Here is a 19,606-nt window from a genome sequence, read left to right on the forward strand (position 1 = left end):
TTTAAGAAACAAATAGCAGATTAACCTTGCATTAACCTACGATTAACTTTCAGAACTGTGTTTTCAAAGCATTTTTGCAACAATGCTAACCAATTTTAATTTTTAAATGAATTATCTGCCATTAAAACTGCTTATTACCATTTTACTTTTTTGCCTTTCATTTTTTGCGAATGCTCAGAATGAATCTCCAAAAGATTCAATTTCAAATGAATTACACGAAGTTGTAATCAGTCAGGAGAAAAAAACGATTACGAACTCAAACGGAAACATAAAAGTTGACGTTGCCAATTCGGTTTACAATACCATTCCAAACCCTATCGATCTGCTTTCAAAACTTCCGACGGTTCAAATAAGCAGCGATCGTGAAAGCATTTCGATTGTTGGAAAAGGAAATCCTCTAATTTATATCGACGGTCAAAAAGTATCCATAAACGATTTAAATGCTTTATCTGTTGCTGATATTAAAACAATAGAAATTATTAAAAATCCGTCTTCTAAATACGAAGCAGAAGGCCGCGCTGTGATTTTAATTACAAGAAAATGGAGTAAAAAAGACAGTTTTAAAACTGAAATTTCTGAAGTTGCTTCTTTCAAAAAGAACTACAATAATTATTTAGGTTTTAATTCTAGCTTCAAAAAAGACAAATTAGAATGGAAAGCCAATTTCAATTACAATCGACGAAATCCATGGGAAAATCATAGTATAGAATATAAAATTCCTCAGGCAAATATTGTTTCAGATTATGATGTTACGGCAGTTTCAAAAGTTAAGGATTATATTTTTGGTGCAAGTTTATTTTATAAAATTAATGAAGACGATTATTTGTCGCTTAATATAAATGGTAAAATGCGAAACGATACTTTTGATATCAATACGTTTACTTTTAACCAAAATCAGAATGAAATAAATAATGTTTTTACGTTTAGCGAAAATTCGAGTTCAAAGAATTTCATTAATTCATTTATCAATTATTCAAAGAAAATTAAAGCTATTGACACCAAGCTTTTTATGGGCTTTCAGGGCTCCAATTACAATCAGCATTTGTTGAGTTTGGTGCAAAATAATTTTAATGAAACAGATTTTGAATTGTCTCAGAATCGCGATCAGAAGTTTAATGTTGATGTTTTTTCTGGAAGAATAGATTTAGAAAAAAAGTTTAAAAACGACTTAAATTGGGAATACGGCGCACTTTATTCGGCAGCGAAATCCAAATCAGATTATGATGTTTTTGACTATGAAGAAAATCAAAATGCAATTTTTGAATATTATTTTAAAGAAGCAAACACTGCAGCATATTCTCAGTTTTCGGGAAAAATTAAAAAAGTCAATTTTTCAGTTGGATTAAGAGTTGAAAATACCAATGTAAGCGGAAAGTATAGTAATGAAAGCGATAATTTGGTAGATAAAAATTACACCAATCTTTTTCCGAAAGCGCAATTTTCATTTTCGCTTGACAGTACAAAAAGTATAAATGTTGATTATTCTAAAAGCATTTCTAGACCTAATTATTCTTCATTAAGTATGATTGCGACGTACATAAATCCGTATTTTATTTATGGAAATAATATCAATTTAGGTCCAACGTTTATGGATGTGATTTCGACGACTTTTCAATATCAGGACAAATCTGTAAAGCTGACTTTTTATGAGAATAAAAATCCGATTTATCAGGAATTTATATTTGACAAAGGGACAAATGTGATGACTTTTACATCAAAAAACTTTAAAAAAGAATCAGGTTATAATATTGAGTTTACATTGCCATTTAAATATAAATTTTGGGAAAACACCAATTCTTTAATTTTTGCAACCAATAAGGTTGAAGACGATTCGGCTTTGTTCAATTCTTCCAAAACGTATTTGTATTATTATTCAAATAATACTTTTAACCTTCCAAAAGATTTCACCTTTGTTCTTTCTTTTTGGGGATCGACGAAGCAAAAAGAAGGTGTTTTTGAACGCGGCGCAATGCTGATTTTTGATCTTTCTTTGGCAAAAAAACTTAGTAAAAATTGGAATTGTACTTTGAATTATAATGACATTTTTAAAAATACAATTTACACTGAAAGATTTACAATCAATGCTATTAATTCAAGAGCGCGGTATTTGGTTGATGCTAACGAAATTTCTATTGCCGTTCGCTATTCTTTCGGGAAAGTGAAAGATTCTGAATTCAAACAAAAGAGCGTAAATGAAAGTGAAAACAGAATAAGATAAAATAAAAAATCCCTTGTGAGTCAAGGGATTTTTTATGTTTCAGAAAGATTGTTATCCTTCGTCTTCTTCAGTTTCTTTTTTGGAAATGTCATCATGAGGTAATTCTTCATCGTCGTCGGTAGAATTTAGTTCGAAGAAACTAAAATAAGAACCGCCGTAACTTTTCTGAAACGAAAAATTACTCATATGATCCAATTTGGTATATTTTGAATGCTCAATAATCATCATTCCGTCATCTTCCAATAAATCTCTTTCAAAAACCGTTAAAACAATTTTCTCAAAAGTAGCTTGATCCAATCCGTAAGGAGGATCTGCGAAGATAATATCGTAAGTCGTTTTAGAATTTTCTAAGAATTTAAAAACGTCGCTTTTAGTTGCCGCAATATCAAAATCATATTCTGATGAAACTTGTTTGATGAATTTTACGCATCCGAAATCGCCATCTACAGATGTAATTGGAGCACTTCCGCGTGAAGCGAATTCATAACTGATATTACCAGTTCCCGAGAAAAGATCTAAAACCTTTAAACTGTCAAAACTAAAATGATTATTCAAAACATTAAACAATGCTTCTTTACTCATATCAGTCGTTGGTCTTACAGGTAGATTTTTTGGCGGAAAAATTCTGCGTCCTTTGTATTTTCCTGAAATGATTCTCATGATTGAAATAAGATATAATGTTTTTGATTTTGAGATGCTGTAAAGCTGTTTCTTTCTTGCAGTTTTGAAACGTCTAAGAAAGAAATATGGCGCACGTATTTGTAAGCAATAGCATAAAACGGATCATTTTCTGAAATTGTCCCTAATAATTCTAATTTGAAACTTTCAGGATTCATGCTCATTTGCTCTGCTGTAAATAAAATATAGTAGATAAAATCTTCTGGTGTATTGTATTCAAACGAATTAAACAGCAAAAGTTTTTGATTCTGAACTACAATAATTTCGAAATTTCCTGGATTAAAATTGACGATCATTTTCTTGTCGTCATTGTTTCTTGAACTGTCCAAAAGTTTCTCAACCAAAATACTGTTAGCATGTTTGTAATCAAAAGAACCTACATTATCGATTAGGAAATTGTTGATATTCACAAACGGAATATAAACCGAATTCATCTGATAATTAGGAATTTGATCAAAAGTAAAATGGTCTGTTTCAAAGACTTTTGTAGTGTATTGCAGATAACTTCCTAAGTAATTTTCATCAAACAAAGCAGTCGGAACAAAAGTCGAAAGGTTATTGTTGTGAATAACCATTACTTCATCGTAAGTGTTTTTTAATTCAGGATTATTTTTGAAAGCATCGTTGAATAAATCTTCAATTCGAGATGTTTTGCTAGAAGTATCAAACTTTATTTCTTTAAAAGATGTGATGATATTGTTTAAAGTATCAAAACAGCAATATGAAAATCCAGTCAGTGAAACCTGAATAGAAAGTTTTCTGTAATTTTTTGAAGTAATGTTAGTATTTTGTAATGACATAGTTGATTTACAATTCGTTACCTGTTTTAAATCAAGAAAGAATTTAAGCGACCACAAACTTACAAATTAAAAAGGAACAATTATAATTGCAATTTCAAAAAACAATTTCATTCTAAGTTTAAAACAACGTTAAGAAAAAGTTTATTTTATTGAAATATAATTAGTTACGGTATTTTATGATTTTGTCCTTTAAGTGTTTTTAAACTTCGAATTTAAAGTTTGGAATTTGGAATTTGATTTTTGGAATTTAAAATTAAAAAAGCCGAACTTTGTCTTTCAATATTACTTTATGAATTCTGCACAGTTTTACGGTACTTTACAAAAACGATTTCCTTTTGCTCCAACTTACAAACAGGATATTTTTTTTCAAAAAATAGCAATCTTCCTAACCGAACCTCAAAATGATACGATTTTTGTTTTGAAAGGATATGCCGGAACGGGAAAAACTACCGTTATTTCTACCATTGTAAATAATCTTGGCGATATCAATAAGAAATATGTTTTGCTGGCTCCAACAGGACGTGCGGCAAAAGTAATTGCCAATTATTCAAATAATCCAGCATTTACAATTCATAAAAAAATCTATTTTCCAAAGAAATCTTCTGGCGGCGGAGTGGCTTTTACGAAGCAAGTTAACAAACATAAAAACACCATTTTTATCGTCGATGAGGCTTCGATGATTTCAGACAGCACATTAGACAGCGGTTCGCTTTTAGACGATTTGATCAATTATGTATATTCTGGAAATAATTGCAAAATGATTCTTTTGGGAGATACCGCGCAGTTGCCTCCCGTAAATTTAGATATTAGTCCCGCACTTGATATTCAGACTTTGGGAATTCATTACGACAAAGAAATCGAACATATCGAATTGGACGAAGTAATGCGTCAGGAAGAAAGTTCAGGAATTTTATATAATGCGACAGAATTACGTGAATTGTTGAAAGAGAGTTTTATAACTGAATTTAGATTCAATGTAAAAAAGTTTAAAGACATCGTTCGACTGACTGATGGTTACGATATTCAAGATGCCATTAATACGGCGTACAGCAATTACAGTATTGAAGATACTGCTTTTATTGTTCGTTCTAATAAACGTGCCAATCAATACAATGAGCAGATTAGAAGTCGAATTTTGTTTAAAGAAAGCGAACTTTCGGTTGGAGATTTCTTAATGGTTGTGAAAAACAATTATTTCTGGCTGAAAGAAACGGACGAAGCTGGATTTATTGCCAACGGAGATATTATCGAAGTTTTAGAACTCTTCGGAATCAAAGAATTGTACGGATTTAAGTTTGCGAAAGTAAAAATCAGAATGGTCGATTATCCAGAGCAAAAGCCTTTTGAAACGGTTTTGATTCTAGATACTTTGACAAGCGAATCGCCTTCTTTAACGTATGAAGAATCGAATCGTTTGTATGAGGAAGTGATGAAAGATTATGAAGATGAATCGACTAAATACAAAAGATTTCAGAAGGTAAAAGAAAACGAATATTTCAACGGGTTACAGGTGAAATTCTCTTACGCAATTACCTGTCATAAATCGCAAGGAGGGCAGTGGAATACTGTTTTTATCGAACAGCCATTTCTGCCAAACGGCATTGATACAGATTATATTAGATGGCTTTATACCGCGATGACACGTGCTAAAAATAAGTTATATTTGATAGGATTTAAAGATGAAAGTTTTGAGGAATAGTTTATTAGCTACTACTTGAGCGATAGTGAATAGATGAAGTAATTTGTGAATTGCTTTGTTGTTTAAAATCAAGACTTTGACACAAATGTCGTTAAAATGTCACAAATAAACCGTTATCAAAATGAGCTTTTCAAAAGTAGTTTTGTCGAAACAATAAATCAAAACTGATCATGAACGAAATTGGAAAGAAAATTAAAGAAGTTAGAAAGAAAAAAGGCCTTTCTCAGGAAGAATTGGCAGAGTTTTCAAAAGTAAATTTAAGAACAATTCAGCGAATTGAAAATGACGAAAATGAGCCACGAGGAAAAACGTTGAGTTTAATTTGTGAAGTTTTAGATATTAATACGGAAGATATTCTAGATTACGGAAAATATGAAGACAAAAGCTATCTGATTGTTTTTCATCTTTCAGTAATAGTATTTCTCGCAATTCCTCTCGGAAATATTATTTTGCCTCTTATTTTATGGGTAAACAAAAAAGATAAAATCGTCGGACTGAAAGAAATCGGAGTGAATCTGCTTAATTTTCAAATAGTTTGGACAATTTTTACTTTTATTTGTTTTACTGTTTTTGCTCTTTCTAAGATTTTGCATTACGGTCAACTCTCCGTTTTGTTTTATTTTTTTATTGCATTATATATTTTGAATATAGTTTTGCCTATATTTTTTGCAATTAAAACAAAGAAAGAAAAGACAAGGAAACTTTATCCCAATCTTATCAAAATGATATCTTAAAATATATTTTAAAAAGCTCTCTCTGAATAGTATATTTGTTTGATTTTAAAATTTCAAAATAATAAAATGAAAATAATAGCAGTAATTCCAGCAAGATACGCTTCAACACGTTTTCCAGCAAAACTAATGCAGGATTTAGGAGGGAAAACAATAATTCTTAGAACTTATGAAGCAGCAGTTTCGACAAAATTGTTCGACGATGTTTTTGTAGTTACTGATTCTGATTTAATTTTTGATGAAATTGTTTCTAACGGAGGAAAAGCAATTATGAGCATCAAAGAACACGAATCTGGAAGCGACCGAATTGCAGAAGCAGTCGCTGATCTTGATGTTGATATTGTGGTAAATGTGCAAGGTGACGAACCTTTTACAGAAGCTGGACCTTTAGAACAGGTTTTATCAGTTTTTAAAAACGATGCAGATAAAAAGATTGATTTGGCTTCGCTAATGAGAGAAATCACAGATGAAGAAGAAATTAACAACCCGAATAATGTGAAAGTTGTGGTAGATCAATCGCAGTTTGCTTTGTATTTTTCTCGTTCTGTAATTCCGTATCCAAGAGAGATAAACGTTGGAGTGAGATATTTTCAGCACATCGGAATTTACGCTTTCAGAAAACAAGCATTATTAGACTTTTACAGCCTTCCAATGAAATCTTTAGAAGCTTCTGAGAAGTTAGAGCAATTACGTTATTTAGAATTCGGAAAACGCATTAAAATGGTCGAAACAACTCACGTCGGAATCGGAATTGATACGGCTGAAGATTTGGAAAGAGCGAAAACTATGTTGAAAGATCTTTAGTTTTTAGTCATTGCGAGGAACGAAGCAATCTCATTTACGGAATCGATGATTGCTAGTGCGGTTGCTTCGTTCCTCGCAATGACAAGCTTTATGTAAAAAAAATAAAAAAAGCTCCAAAATTTGGAGCTTTTTTTATTATCTATTCCGAGGTTTCGGAATTAAAATCTTGTATACAAAGCAGGATATTTAGAAGGATTCACTTCATGCATCATGTCGTAAATTTTCTCGTAGATGTCTTCTGCAGAAGGTTTAGAGAAATAGTCACCGTCAGTTCCGTAAGCAGGTCTGTGTGCTTTTGCTGCCAAAGTCTGCGGTTTGCTGTCTAAATATTTGTAAGCGTCTTGCTCTTCTAAAACTTGCTGTAAAATGAATGCTGAAGCTCCACCAGGAACATCTTCATCAATTACTAAAAGACGGTTTGTTTTAGCGATACTTTTTACAATGTCTTTGCTAACGTCAAACGGAAGTAAAGATTGAATATCAATAACTTCACACTCAATTCCTTTTTCTGCTAATTCATTAGCTGCTTGCATCACCAATCTTAAAGTTGATCCGTAAGAAACTAAAGTAATATCAGAACCTTCTCTTAAAGTTTCAACCACTCCAATTGGAGTTTTAAATTCACCAAAGTTAAGCGGAGTTTTTTCTTTTAAGCGGTAACCGTTTAAACATTCGATAACCAAAGCAGGTTCATCACATTCTAACAAAGTGTTATAAAAACCAGCAGCTTGTGTCATATCTCTTGGAACCAGAACGTGAATTCCGCGAATCGCGTTGATAATCATTCCCATTGGAGAACCAGAATGCCAGATTCCTTCCAAACGGTGTCCACGAGTTCTAATGATTAACGGCGCTTTTTGTTTTCCAACCGTTCTATATTGTAAAGTAGCTAAATCATCACTCATGATCTGAATAGCGTACAATAAATAATCTAAATACTGAATTTCAGCAATCGGACGTAAGCCTCTCAAAGCCATTCCGATTCCTTGACCAATAATAGTCGCTTCACGAATTCCGACATCGGCAACACGAAGTTCTCCGTATTTTTCCTGCATGCCTTCCAGACCTTGATTTACGTCTCCGATGTTTCCGACATCTTCACCGAAAATTAAAGTTTCAGGATATTTCGCAAATAAGGCATCAAAATTATCACGTAAAATCATTCTTCCATCCAAATCTGGTTTTGCATTTTCTGCATATTTAGGAAGAACTTTTTCTACTGAAAATATATTTTGAGCAGACTCAGAATGCTGATTGCTACTGAATTTTTCTTGAGTTTCGCTCAAGAATTGTGTAATCCAATTTGATAAAATAAGCTTGCTATTTGGAACTTCGATAAAACGAAGAATCTTTCTAGCATAAACCAATAATTCCTTTTTTAAAGGCGCTTTTATCGCGGCTAATTCAGAAATTAATTTTTTGATTCTATCTTTATGATTGATGCTTGCTTCAGCAATTTGCTCCAATAAAGCTAGAAGATTTTTCTGGTCTTCAATAATCGGATTAATAAAAGCATTCCAAGCGTCTTTTTTAGCTTCTAGAACTTCTTTTTTTAATTCGAAATCAAGTTCTGCCAATTCCTCTGGAGAAGCAATATTAATTGCAATCATCCAAAGACGCATTTGACGAATACAGTCAAAATCTCTTTCCCAAGCCAATCTCTCTGCACTTTTGTAACGTTCGTGAGAACCAGAAGTAGAGTGACCTTGAGGCTGTGTTAATTCGTTTACGTGAATTAAAACAGGTATATGTTCTTCGCGTGCAATTGCTCCAGCTCTTTCGTAAGTCGAAACCAATTCCGCATAATCCCAGCCTTTTACTCTAAAGATTTCATAACCTTTAGAATCTTCATCACGCTGATATCCTTTTAAAATCTCAGAGATATTTTCTTTTGTAGTCTGGTGTTTAGCGTGAACAGAAATTCCGTATTCATCATCCCAAACACTCATTACCATAGGAACTTGAAGAACTCCTGCAGCATTTATAGTTTCAAAAAATAAACCTTCAGAAGTACTAGCGTTACCAATAGTTCCCCAAGCTACTTCATTTCCGTTAACAGAAAATTTATCTTTAATTGTGATTCCGTCAACCTCTCTGTAAATTTTTGAAGCCTGAGCCAAACCAAGTAATCTTGGCATTTGACCTGCAGTTGGAGATATATCTGAGCTTGAGTTTTTTTGTTTAGTTAAGTCTTTCCAAGAACCGTCTTCGTTTAAGCTGTGCGTTACAAAGTGTCCGCCCATTTGCCTTCCCGCAGACATCGGATCAAAAGCTAAATCAGTATGACCATATAAACCGGCAAAAAATTGTCTGGCATTCAATTCGCCAATAGCCATCATAAAAGTTTGATCGCGATAGTATCCAGAACGAAAGTCTCCGTTTTTAAAAGCTTTGGCCATTGCCAGCTGCGGAACTTCTTTTCCGTCGCCAAAAATTCCAAATTTAGCCTTTCCTGTTAATACTTCTTTTCGACCTAAAAGACTACATTCACGGCTTGTAACAGCTATCCTATAGTCATTCAATACCTCAGTTTTGAAATCTTCAAATGTCAGTGTAGTATTGTTTTTTTCTTTTATCATAATCTTGTAGGGTCATGTTATTATGTCGCGAAATTACTTAAAAACAATCAATAATCATAATTCTTTGAACTAAATATAATTTAATTATTTGTATTCAAAATCGTAAACTACGTATTTTATTTATTTTATTTTTATGTAAAATTTAATTTTATTGATAATTTCGCAAGTTTTTGTTTAAAATTTATTTGATTAAAACCATTTTCGGGTGAAAAGAGTAACTAATGTTTTTGGTGAAAAAGTGATTATAAATCGAATTTTTTCATTGTATTTAGGTTGTGATATTTCCCATCCATTATTCGAATAAACAGGAAAATAGAGTTCAAAGTAATCAGGAACCAAGTTTAAACGCACTCCAGAATCGTAGGCAAAGAACTCACTTTGATGTTTGTTTTTCAAGAAACCAATGTCTCCGTAAAGTTCTACCCAATTCCAAATTGCGTAACTCGCATTTAAAGTCGTCATCCATTGATTAGCAAATGCAGGTTGTAATTGCGATTTAAAACCTCCTTCTGCGATAACATATTGTTGGCTAAAAAAGCCTGTGCTTTCAGATCTTCCAAATAGATTATAATCAAATAAATAATCTGTCGGACGGTCTAAACCAAAACTAAAATAATCGGAGTTTGTTGTATTGTATAAGAAAGTTCCAGCATACAATCTTAAATTTAACTTTTTGTTGTTTTCAAATAACCTTCTGTATTCTACTTCTCCAGCAACTTTTCCGAAACCGCTAGAAAATTGCAAATCGGTCATGAAATTAAAATGATCAATTAACTCTGTCTTTGTGTTAGAATAACGAGCATTAAAAATAGAATAATTAGGCGTTGAATTATCAGTTATATATTCGCTCGCTTCACGATTTACGATTACTTGACGGAATAAAAACGCTTGTTTTCTATTGTCTCTGAAATCTTTTTCGCGAATGCGAAACACAACCATCGGATTTAGTCTCAAATAAGTTGCATCTGGAGCATAATGAAAATAGTTCTGACTGATAGAATAACGGACATTGAACAAAGTGCTGTTTCTATAATATTGATTCCATGAAAAGGCTGACGATCCAGAAAGTGTTCCTGCTTTTATAGAATAGGCCGGATTAATGTCAAAATTAAAAGGTTTGTCTAAGATGGTTTTATTATTAAAACGAATTCCAGGTGTAAAACCATCATAATAATTGTAGTTTAATGTCGGAATGTATAAAATCTGGTTATAGTCTGGATCTTCTAAATCTTTAGCAAAATTAAATTTTAACGGACGATTCAGCGCAACATGTTTTAAAGACCTCCAATTGTTTCTTTGATTGTATTCTGGAACTTCATTGTCATAATTAATTACAATTTTGTCTGCGTTTTTACGACTGAATTCGTAAACAGAATCTTTAGTTTTAGGTTCAATCCATTCTTTAAATACAACTTCTTTCTTTTTAATTCCGTAAATCGGAATAGGGGCATAGATTCCAGTTTTGTTTTTAACAGAAAACGTAATGCTGTCTGCTGTTCTTGAAACATGAGAAAACTTGTAATCAATAATATCTCTCGAATCGATAATAGTTTTAAAGAACCAATCGATGTTTTTTGGACTTTTTTGGGTTAAGATTTTTTCAAAATCATAACGATTCGATTGCCCAAATTGATTTAGGTTGTAGAATTCTTTTACACTATTTGGAACAATATCATGATTCAGATAATCGTCTAAATAACTCAAACTTAAACCAGCACGATATTTACTGGCAATTTGTTCGTTAAATTTGATTAGCGTGTTTTTCGGGTCACCTAGAGGCTGATCTAAGTTTTTACGAGCCATTAGCATATAGTAATAGCTGTATTGCTCATTAAAAGTCAAATTGGTGATATTATAACTTTTAAAGAGTTTCATGTCTGAAAGTTTCCCCAGCATTTTTTCGTTCTGATGATGCTCTTCCATATACTTCATCATGGTATAAATCTGGATTGCATCATAAACCCAATTATCTTTTCTAGGGTCTAAACGAAGGCTGTTTTTAAGATAATTGTTTAAAAAAGTCTTTAAAAATTGAATCTCAAACATAAAATCATCCTGAAACGGACTAATAAATGAAGGCAACTGATTTAAGCCATAAAAAGGATTTCGATCATAATCTGCCTGAGAAATAGTTATTTTTTCATGCGGATATTGGCCAATAAATTTCTCGGCATAAGAAACCACACGATTAATAATAATGGCTTTCTGAATTTCGTCTATTTTTTTATTTTTCAAATTCGTTAGAACCTGCAAAGAGCCATTGTCGTACGTTCTAAAACTATTTTCTTTTTCGATGTAAAGACTAAAATCGGTTCTGTTTCTTCCTGAAAAAGAGTAAATGCTGTAGTTCTGATTAGTGACATCTGTTGAAACCGAATTTAAATCGGTAGCAATAGAATATTGATTTGGAATTTTAATTTCAACTTCATAATCACTCACAGCATTGGCAATATCGTCTAGATTGAAATTGTTGTATTTTACAAAAAGACCATTTTCAAAACGGGCAGGAGTTAAAAACCAGTTTTTTAACGCCATACCGCCATTTTGAGTAAAGCCAAAATGAGTGAATTTGTCGTTTGGAATTTTTACAATGTAGTTAAGATGTAAATCGATTTTTTCGTTTGGAAGAAGTTTACGATTCAATTTAACGATAATATAATCGGGATCCAGATCACTTCTTTCCCATTCAAGAGCAGAAAAATTGGTTTCCGTTAAGTTTATGATTGTAGTTTTTCCTCTATCGGCAGCCTTTGCCAAATGGAAGCCTCTGTAAAATTCATCAGAAAAACGTTTGGCCAGTGGCGTGTTTTTGTCTGCAAAAGCATTGTTCCAATCATTCAAAACAATCGTAGCCAAAGTGTCATTAGTGGCATTATGATACGTAATATCCTGTTTAATATTTAGTGTTTTAAGCTCAAGATTTACCGCCACTTCCATCTTCGAGAGATGTTGTGCGCTTAGTTTTATCGAAAAAGATAAAGCTAAAAAGAGGCAAATAATTTTATAAAGTGCTTTCAAATAATGGCTTAAAAAATTATCAGATATACTTAAGTTACGTACATATTACGATTTCGGATTTTTGTAAAAATAGTATAAAAAAAGCTGTTTAAAAAAACAGCTTTCAATTTTTACGATACTTTACGTAATTTAACGATAAATAGTATGAAGTTCTTAGCGAAATTCAATCTCGCCTGTGATAATTAAATTTAGAAATTCGGACTTAAATCGTACTTTTTATAGAATTTATCCAAAACATCTACAACTTCGTCTTCTGTATCTACGATTTTAAACAAGTTCAAATCTTCTGGACTTACCGTATGCATTTTTTCAACCAAAACAGTTTTAACCCATTCGATTAATCCAGACCAGAATTCAACTCCAACCAAAATAATTGGGAATTTTCCAATTTTCTTAGTCTGAATCAAAGTGATCGCTTCAAACATTTCGTCCAAAGTTCCAAAACCTCCTGGCATAACCACAAAACCTTGTGAGTACTTTACAAACATTACTTTTCTCACAAAGAAATAATCGAAATTCAAGTTTTTATCGTGATCAATATACGGGTTGAAATGCTGCTCAAACGGAAGCTCAATATTCAAACCAACCGAAGTTCCGCCACCTAAATGCGCACCTTTATTTCCAGCTTCCATAATTCCGGGACCACCTCCTGTAATCACACCGTAACCCGCTTTACTAATTTTGTAAGCGATTTTTTCAGCCAATAAATAGTACTTGTCATCTGGTTTTGTTCTCGCAGATCCAAAAATCGAAACGCACGGGCCAATACGTCCCATACTTTCATAACCATTTACAAACTCAGACATAATTTTAAAAATTGCCCAGCTGTCATTGGTTTTAACTTCATTCCACGTTTTTTGTTTCAAACGATCCTGAATTACTTTATCTTCATCATTATCAAAATCTTCTAATCTCATTTTAGGTATTTTAATTTATTATTTTGTTATTCTTAAATGTCATTTAAAGTTGCAGAAGGAGGAGCTGATTCCTGCTGTCCGCTGTATCTTTTGATTCCCGATAGCTATCGGGACCATCCACAAAAGGATGCCGCTCCCATCAGGGCTAGGGCAATTGATTTCAAATAAACAATTGTTTTAATTGAAAGATCTTTCTTCAAAACTTTGAATATTTCAAAAAAGCGGACACTAAATTAACGCTTTTTTCTAGAATTGTTACAGAAAACACAAATTATAATCCAAAAGTAATCTTGCGATAATAATCAAATTGAGATTTTCGATTCATTATCAGTTGATTAAAATTAAAAAATATATTTAGAAAACTATTTTATATTTTCAATTGTCAGGGATCGAAAGGTCTCGCAATAGGTATTCTGAGGTTTTCCGTTCCTTTTTCCAGGAATCACTACTTGATCAAACGATTGAATTACGCGATCAATTTCATTTTTTATAGTTTCATTTGGAGCTATAGAATTTACATGAACTATTTTTCCTTCCTCATTAATTGTAAAACGCGGATTAAAAATAACTTCACCTCGTAACTCTTGGTTGTTAAGTGTTTTTAGCGAAAGGTTTTTAAGTATATGTTCATATAATTTGTCGTAAAGACATTTGTTTATTTGCCAATACAGTTCGGCATTTTCGCAACCTTGTATAGTAGCAGGCGTGTCTACTACAGCAAATTTGCTGGCTTTTATGATTACGTTTTTGCCCTCTTTAGCAAACAACTGCACACTGATTTTTCCAAGTTTATCACTTTCTTTTAGTCCTAATTTTTCTAAAGGATATTTTTTAAAAATTTCAATTATTTTTTTGTCTCTTTCTTTGTTTCCTGTATTGATGCGGCAATTAGTTACTTTGTTTGTTTTACTTATTTCAAAGGTCATACGAATAGTAAAACTATACGCGTTGTTTGAGGAATGTTTATAAAAAGAAGACCATTTAATAGTCGAAAAATCAATTTTTTGTAAAAGTTTTTTCTCCAGATATATCTTGAAATAATTGGCTAGATCACTATCCTCACTTGGTTGAGCCAAATCTTGAAATGTATTAACTTCTTTAGTATACACCTCTCTCTTTTCTTCTTTGGTATAATAAGGATTGTCAGATTGACTTTCTTTAATATCCTTAATTCGTTCGTGAACTACTTTATTAAGACTGTCTTTTTGCGATTGTGCAACCGTAGTGAAATGAAGTAATATTATTGCAATGAATAGTAGGATTTGCTTCATATTTTGTCTTTTTTAAGCTAAAATATGAAATAATTACTATTAAATAATAAAAAGCTTTGTCAAAGTTTTAAACCTTGACAAAGCGAAAATTTTACTCTAATTCTTTTTTCAAAAACTTAGCTGTATAACTTTTTTTACTTTTGGCCACTTCCTCAGGAGTTCCTTTGGCAACCAATTGTCCGCCGCCTTTTCCGCCTTCAGGGCCAATATCGATAATGTAATCGGCAAGTTTGATAACGTCCATATTATGCTCGATAACTAGAATAGTATTTCCTTTATCCACCAATTTATTGATTACTTCCATTAAAACACGAATGTCTTCAAAATGTAATCCTGTTGTAGGTTCGTCCAAGATATAAAATGTATTTCCAGTATCTTTTTTAGACAATTCTCCAGCAAGTTTAATACGTTGCGCTTCACCACCAGAAAGTGTTGTACTTTGCTGTCCAAGCGTAATATAACCCAAACCAACATCTTGAATTGTTTTGATTTTTCTATAAATCTTAGGAATATTTTCAAAGAAAGGAACCGCTTCATCAACCGTCATATCCAAAACATCTGAAATAGATTTTCCTTTGTATCGAATTTCTAAAGTTTCTCTGTTGAAACGTTTTCCTTGGCAAGTCTCGCATTCTACATAAACGTCTGGTAAAAAGTTCATTTCGATCGTTCTTACACCAGAACCTTCACAGGTTTCGCAACGTCCACCTTTTACGTTAAAACTGAAACGACCCGCTTTATAACCGCGAATCATACTTTCAGAAGTCATCGTAAACAGATTTCTAATTTCGGTAAAAACCTCTGTATAAGTCGCCGGATTCGAACGTGGCGTTCTACCAATCGGACTTTGGTCAATATCTATTACTTTGTCAATATGTTCTAAACCTTCAATCTTTTTATAAGGTTGTGGTTTTTTTACTCCATTGAAATAATACGCATTCAGAATCGGATAAAGCGTTTCATTAATCAAAGTCGATTTTCCACTTCCAGAAACTCCTGTAACGCAAGTCATCTGACCTAACGGAATTTCAATCGAAACGTTTTTAAGATTATTTCCTGTTGCTCCAGTTAACTTCAAGAATTTGCCATTTCCTTTTCTTCTCTCTTTCGGAATGTCAAATTTCATTTTACCATTCAAATATTGAGCGGTAATCGTATTTGATTTAAGAGTTTCTTTTGGCGTTCCAATACTGATTATTTCTCCACCGTATTTTCCAGCTTTTGGTCCAATGTCAATTACATAATCGGCAGTTTCAATCATGTCTTTGTCGTGTTCAACGACAATAACAGAGTTTCCAATGTCACGTAATTGCTCTAGAGACTGAATCAATTTTTCGTTATCTCTTTGGTGTAAACCAATACTAGGCTCATCTAGAATATATAAAACGCCAACCAATTGCGAGCCAATCTGTGTTGCCAAACGAATACGCTGTGCCTCACCACCAGAAAGCGATTTTGAACTTCGGCTTAAAGCCAAATAATTCAAACCAACATTCATTAAGAAGTTCAAACGATCTTTAATTTCTTTAACCACTTCAGAAGCAATTAAAAGTTGTTTGTCAGTCAAATGATTATTTAAATCTAAAAACCAAGCTGTTAAATCGGAAATATCCATATCACACAATTCGGTGATATTTTTTCCATTTACTCTAAAAAATAAAGCCTCTTTTTTAAGACGAGAACCATCGCAAACAGGACAATTAATTTCGTCCATAAAATCTTTTGCCCAACGTTTTATACTCGTTGTGGCGCTTTCGTCATATTGATTTTTGATGAAATTAGAAATTCCTTCAAAATCAATTTTGTATTCTCTCGTTACGCCAAGATCTTTAGAATTGATAGAAAACTTATCTTTTCCACCATATAAAATCATAGTCATGGCTTCTTCAGGAATTTTCTCGATCGGATCCGTAATTTTAAATCCGAATTTTTCTCCAATGGTTTCCAATTGCTTGAAAATCCAAGAAGATTTATATTCGCCAAGAGGCGCAAAACCACCCGCTTTTATAGATAATTTTGGATTTGGAATAATCTTTTTAGCATTGATTTCGTGAACAGTTCCCAATCCGTTACAATGCGGACAAGCTCCTTTTGGAGAGTTGAATGAAAACAAATTCGGTTCTGGATTCTGGTATGATATTCCTGTTGAAGGACACATTAAATTTCTACTGAAATAACGCACTTCATTAGAATCCTGATCTAAAATCATTAAAACATCTTCACCATGATGCATCGCAGTATTGATGCTTTCAGATAATCTTTTTTGAGTGTCAGGATTATCTTCAATCACCATTCTATCGACAACAATCTCGATATCGTGTGTTTTATAACGATCCAATTTCATTCCTGCAACAAGATCTTGAACTTCTCCGTTTACGCGAACTTTCAAAAATCCTTGTTTGGTAATTTGTTGGAATAATTCAGCATAATGACCTTTTCTTGCTTTAATAACTGGAGCCAAAATATTGATACGTTTTCCGTTATAATCTTGAATAATCAAATCTTTGATTTGTTCATCAGAATACGAAACCATTTTTTCGCCAGTGTTGTAACTGTAAGCATCTGCGCCACGAGCATATAATAGCCTTAGGAAATCGTAAATTTCAGTAATCGTACCAACTGTAGAACGCGGACTTTTACTGGTTGTTTTTTGTTCAATTGCAATAACTGGCGAAAGTCCGTCGATTTTATCAACATCAGGACGCTCTAAACCGCCAAGAAATTGCCTCGCATAAGCTGAAAACGTTTCAACATAACGACGCTGACCTTCAGCATAAATCGTGTCAAATGCCAAAGAAGATTTTCCCGAACCTGATAAACCAGTAATTACAACCAGTTTTTCACGCGGAATTGAGATATCGATATTTTTTAGATTATGAACTCTTGCACCAAGAACTTCAATAGTATTGTCTTTATCTAACATAATTTTGAGCAAAAACGCAAAGTTACCACTTTGATTTGTTCTTTTAGTGCTCGATAGCAAAAGTTTATGTTACAAATAGTAACAAAAAACGCTTTTTAAATCGTTGTTTTTAAAATTATTCAATCGTCATAGAACGAAGTTTTGTTCTATAAGCTTCAAGTGCTATTGATTTAGAAATAAAGCCATAATATTTTCCATCTCTTAAAACAGGAAGAAAAGCAGATTTTGAAGTTTCAAATTTCTTCATTACGATTTCCATGCTGTCTAGAGTAGAAATTGTAGCCAATGGCGCTTTCATTACATCTCTAATGCTGGTGTATTTCACACGATAAGCATTGAAGATTATTTCACGAATATCATTGAAATGAACGACACCAATTAAATCTTTTTCATGATTTACAACCGCAAAAACAACTTGATTGGAATGCGAAATAAGATCAACCAATTTGCTTAGATTTTCATCTGGATGAACGGTTAAATAATCGCATTGAATGATAGTGTCAATTTCTAAAGTGGATAGAATATTAGAATCTTTATTGCTGGTAAAAGCATGTCCTTTTTTAACCAAACCTTTTACGTCAAGCGAATACTTTTCGTAACGTTTAGAAATAGCAAAACTAATGGAAGAAACAATCATAAGCGGAATCATTAGTCCGTAACCTCCTGTAATTTCTGCGATTAAGAAAATAGCAGTAAGAGGCGCATGAAACAAACCGCTCAAAATTCCGGCCATTCCGACCATTGTAAAATTGGTAATTGGAAGTTTAGATAAACCGATTAGCGTTATAAGTTTAGCAAAGAAATAACCCAAATAAGAACCTAAAAATAGGGAAGGAGCAAAGTTTCCTCCATTTCCACCACTTCCTATTGTTAATCCAGAAGCGAAAACTTTCATCATCATTGTTGCACCAACAAAAAGTAGTAAGACCCATTGGTTGTTTCTAAAATCAGCAAACAAAGTGTTGTCTAAAAGTTTTCCAGGATCTGTTTCTGCAAGTGTTCTAATGCTTTCGTAACCCTCACCAAATAAAGTTGGGAAAATAAATATTAATAATGCTAAAAGAGAAGAACCTATTAATGCTTTTTTGTATGGATTAATCTTTTGTCTCGCAAAATAATGCTCGACTCTTTGAAAGTTTCTCGAATAATAAATAGCAACTAGCCCAGTCAAAACTCCCAAAATGATGTAAAAAGGAATGTTATGAAAATTGAAAGTTTCCTGTTGTTTAAAGCTCAAAAGAATGGTTTCGTCTAAAACAATCGCAGAAACTAAAGCGCCCGTCGCAGCAGAGATCATAATAGGAGTGAAAGCAGAAATACTAACATCTACCAATAAAACTTCAACAGCAAAAAGTACTCCCGCAATTGGCGCGTTAAACGCGGCCGCGATTCCGGCGGCAACGCCACAACCAATTAATAAAGTTCTGTCTTTGTATTGCAGTTTATAATTTTGAGCGAAATTAGATCCAAAAGCAGCTCCTGTAATCACAATCGGACTCTCTAAACCTGCAGAACCTCCTAAACCAACTGTTAACGAACTGGTTACAATTTGTGCGTACATTTGCTTTTTCGGAATTATACTTGCCTTTTTAGCAACAGCATAAAGAATTTGCGAAGTTCCTTTTTGAATACTTCCGTTAAGAACTTTTTTTACTACGAAAACAGTCAGTAAAATACCAATAATAGGCAAAATACTATTAATGAAACTTAATTTAAGGATTCCGTTTATATAAGTTGCAAAAGAAAAAACGCTGTGGGCGAATGTTTTAAGAACAATTACCGCAAACGCACACGATATTCCTGTTAAAACACTAGATAAAAAAAGAAACTGTTTTGGAGTCATTAAAGATTGAGCCAAAGCAATTATACTTTCAAGTCGTCTGAAATATTTTTTTATCATTCTGTTTTAAAATTATCTGACTTACAAAATTAGATTATAATCTTGTTTTAAAAAAATAAAATCAAGAA

Annotated in this window: 12 protein-coding genes; 4 read left to right on the forward strand and 8 right to left on the reverse strand. The window is 32.7% G+C overall.

All coding sequences use genetic code 11. From position 1 onward, the window contains the following. The first annotated feature begins 106 nt into the window (after positions 1–106). Positions 107–2,218, forward strand: coding sequence for a TonB-dependent receptor domain-containing protein (locus ACE01P_RS11595; protein ID WP_379697733.1), 2,112 nt, complete (start codon positions 107–109; stop codon positions 2,216–2,218). Positions 2,219–2,269: 51 nt separating this feature from the next. Here ACE01P_RS11595 and ACE01P_RS11600 read toward each other — a convergent pair whose 3' ends face one another. After that, on the reverse strand, positions 2,270–2,878 hold the full coding sequence (locus tag ACE01P_RS11600) for an RsmD family RNA methyltransferase (protein WP_379697734.1): 609 nt from the start codon (positions 2,876–2,878) through the stop codon (positions 2,270–2,272). Continuing rightward, positions 2,875–3,696 carry a DUF3822 family protein gene (locus tag ACE01P_RS11605; protein ID WP_379697735.1) on the reverse strand — a complete coding sequence of 274 codons (822 nt, stop codon included), beginning with the start codon at positions 3,694–3,696 and terminating at the stop codon, positions 2,875–2,877. The genes ACE01P_RS11600 and ACE01P_RS11605 overlap by 4 nt, the downstream gene beginning before the upstream one ends. A gap of 289 nt (positions 3,697–3,985) precedes the next feature. Here ACE01P_RS11605 and ACE01P_RS11610 point away from each other — a divergent pair, with 289 nt between their 5' ends. The 3 genes from ACE01P_RS11610 (at position 3,986) to kdsB (ending at position 6,930) form a co-directional block, all read left to right on the forward strand. Beyond that, entirely contained in the window at positions 3,986–5,395 is a 1,410-nt protein-coding gene (locus tag ACE01P_RS11610; RefSeq protein WP_379697737.1) for an ATP-dependent RecD-like DNA helicase, read from the forward strand. A 170-nt stretch (positions 5,396–5,565) separates the two neighbouring features. Further along, the gene (locus tag ACE01P_RS11615) at positions 5,566–6,129 is read left to right on the forward strand and encodes a DUF4870 domain-containing protein (protein ID WP_379697739.1); all 564 of its coding nucleotides are present in this window, start codon (positions 5,566–5,568) and stop codon (positions 6,127–6,129) included. Positions 6,130–6,195: 66 nt separating this feature from the next. Beyond that, positions 6,196–6,930 (forward strand): 3-deoxy-manno-octulosonate cytidylyltransferase, encoded by a 735-nt coding sequence (gene kdsB, locus ACE01P_RS11620; RefSeq protein WP_379697742.1) that lies wholly within the window; start codon positions 6,196–6,198, stop codon positions 6,928–6,930. 158 nt (positions 6,931–7,088) lie between these two features. On the opposite strand, the gene ACE01P_RS11625 is transcribed toward kdsB, so the two are convergent. The 6 genes from ACE01P_RS11625 to ACE01P_RS11650 all read right to left on the reverse strand — a co-directional run bounded on the left by ACE01P_RS11625 (position 7,089) and on the right by ACE01P_RS11650 (position 19,538). Beyond that, positions 7,089–9,509: a thiamine pyrophosphate-dependent enzyme gene (locus tag ACE01P_RS11625; RefSeq protein ID WP_379697745.1), complete on the reverse strand. Its 2,421-nt coding sequence runs from the start codon at positions 9,507–9,509 to the stop codon at positions 7,089–7,091. A 189-nt stretch (positions 9,510–9,698) separates the two neighbouring features. Continuing rightward, a complete protein-coding gene (locus ACE01P_RS11630) occupies positions 9,699–12,446 on the reverse strand; it encodes an aminopeptidase (protein ID WP_379697748.1) in 2,748 nt (915 codons plus the stop codon). 269 nt (positions 12,447–12,715) lie between these two features. Then, positions 12,716–13,444 carry a TIGR00730 family Rossman fold protein gene (locus ACE01P_RS11635; protein ID WP_379697750.1) on the reverse strand — a complete coding sequence of 243 codons (729 nt, stop codon included), beginning with the start codon at positions 13,442–13,444 and terminating at the stop codon, positions 12,716–12,718. Between the two features lie 362 nt (positions 13,445–13,806). Beyond that, positions 13,807–14,715, reverse strand: a complete 909-nt coding sequence (locus ACE01P_RS11640; protein WP_379697753.1) for a hypothetical protein — start codon at positions 14,713–14,715, stop codon at positions 13,807–13,809. A 91-nt stretch (positions 14,716–14,806) separates the two neighbouring features. Next, a complete protein-coding gene (gene uvrA / locus ACE01P_RS11645) occupies positions 14,807–17,638 on the reverse strand; it encodes an excinuclease ABC subunit UvrA (RefSeq protein WP_379697755.1) in 2,832 nt (943 codons plus the stop codon). A 115-nt stretch (positions 17,639–17,753) separates the two neighbouring features. Further along, a complete protein-coding gene (locus ACE01P_RS11650) occupies positions 17,754–19,538 on the reverse strand; it encodes a chloride channel protein (RefSeq protein ID WP_379697756.1) in 1,785 nt (594 codons plus the stop codon). Between the last annotated feature and the right edge of the window lie 68 nt (positions 19,539–19,606).

Source organism: Flavobacterium sp. HJSW_4 (genome assembly GCF_042436695.1).
Lineage (GTDB): Bacteria > Bacteroidota > Bacteroidia > Flavobacteriales > Flavobacteriaceae > Flavobacterium.

Bases quoted from the DNA above. Each gene is read 5' to 3' on its own strand.
- ACE01P_RS11595 (WP_379697733.1), top strand. From the start codon at position 107: ATGAATTATCTGCCATTAAAACTGCTTATTACCATTTTACTTTTTTGC.
- ACE01P_RS11600 (WP_379697734.1), bottom strand. From the start codon at position 2,878: ATGAGAATCATTTCAGGAAAATACAAAGGACGCAGAATTTTTCCGCCA.
- ACE01P_RS11605 (WP_379697735.1), bottom strand. From the start codon at position 3,696: ATGTCATTACAAAATACTAACATTACTTCAAAAAATTACAGAAAACTT.
- ACE01P_RS11610 (WP_379697737.1), top strand. From the start codon at position 3,986: ATGAATTCTGCACAGTTTTACGGTACTTTACAAAAACGATTTCCTTTT.
- ACE01P_RS11615 (WP_379697739.1), top strand. From the start codon at position 5,566: ATGAACGAAATTGGAAAGAAAATTAAAGAAGTTAGAAAGAAAAAAGGC.
- kdsB (WP_379697742.1), top strand. From the start codon at position 6,196: ATGAAAATAATAGCAGTAATTCCAGCAAGATACGCTTCAACACGTTTT.
- ACE01P_RS11625 (WP_379697745.1), bottom strand. From the start codon at position 9,509: ATGATAAAAGAAAAAAACAATACTACACTGACATTTGAAGATTTCAAA.
- ACE01P_RS11630 (WP_379697748.1), bottom strand. From the start codon at position 12,446: ATGGAAGTGGCGGTAAATCTTGAGCTTAAAACACTAAATATTAAACAG.
- ACE01P_RS11635 (WP_379697750.1), bottom strand. From the start codon at position 13,444: ATGAGATTAGAAGATTTTGATAATGATGAAGATAAAGTAATTCAGGAT.
- ACE01P_RS11640 (WP_379697753.1), bottom strand. From the start codon at position 14,715: ATGAAGCAAATCCTACTATTCATTGCAATAATATTACTTCATTTCACT.
- uvrA (WP_379697755.1), bottom strand. From the start codon at position 17,638: ATGTTAGATAAAGACAATACTATTGAAGTTCTTGGTGCAAGAGTTCAT.
- ACE01P_RS11650 (WP_379697756.1), bottom strand. From the start codon at position 19,538: ATGATAAAAAAATATTTCAGACGACTTGAAAGTATAATTGCTTTGGCT.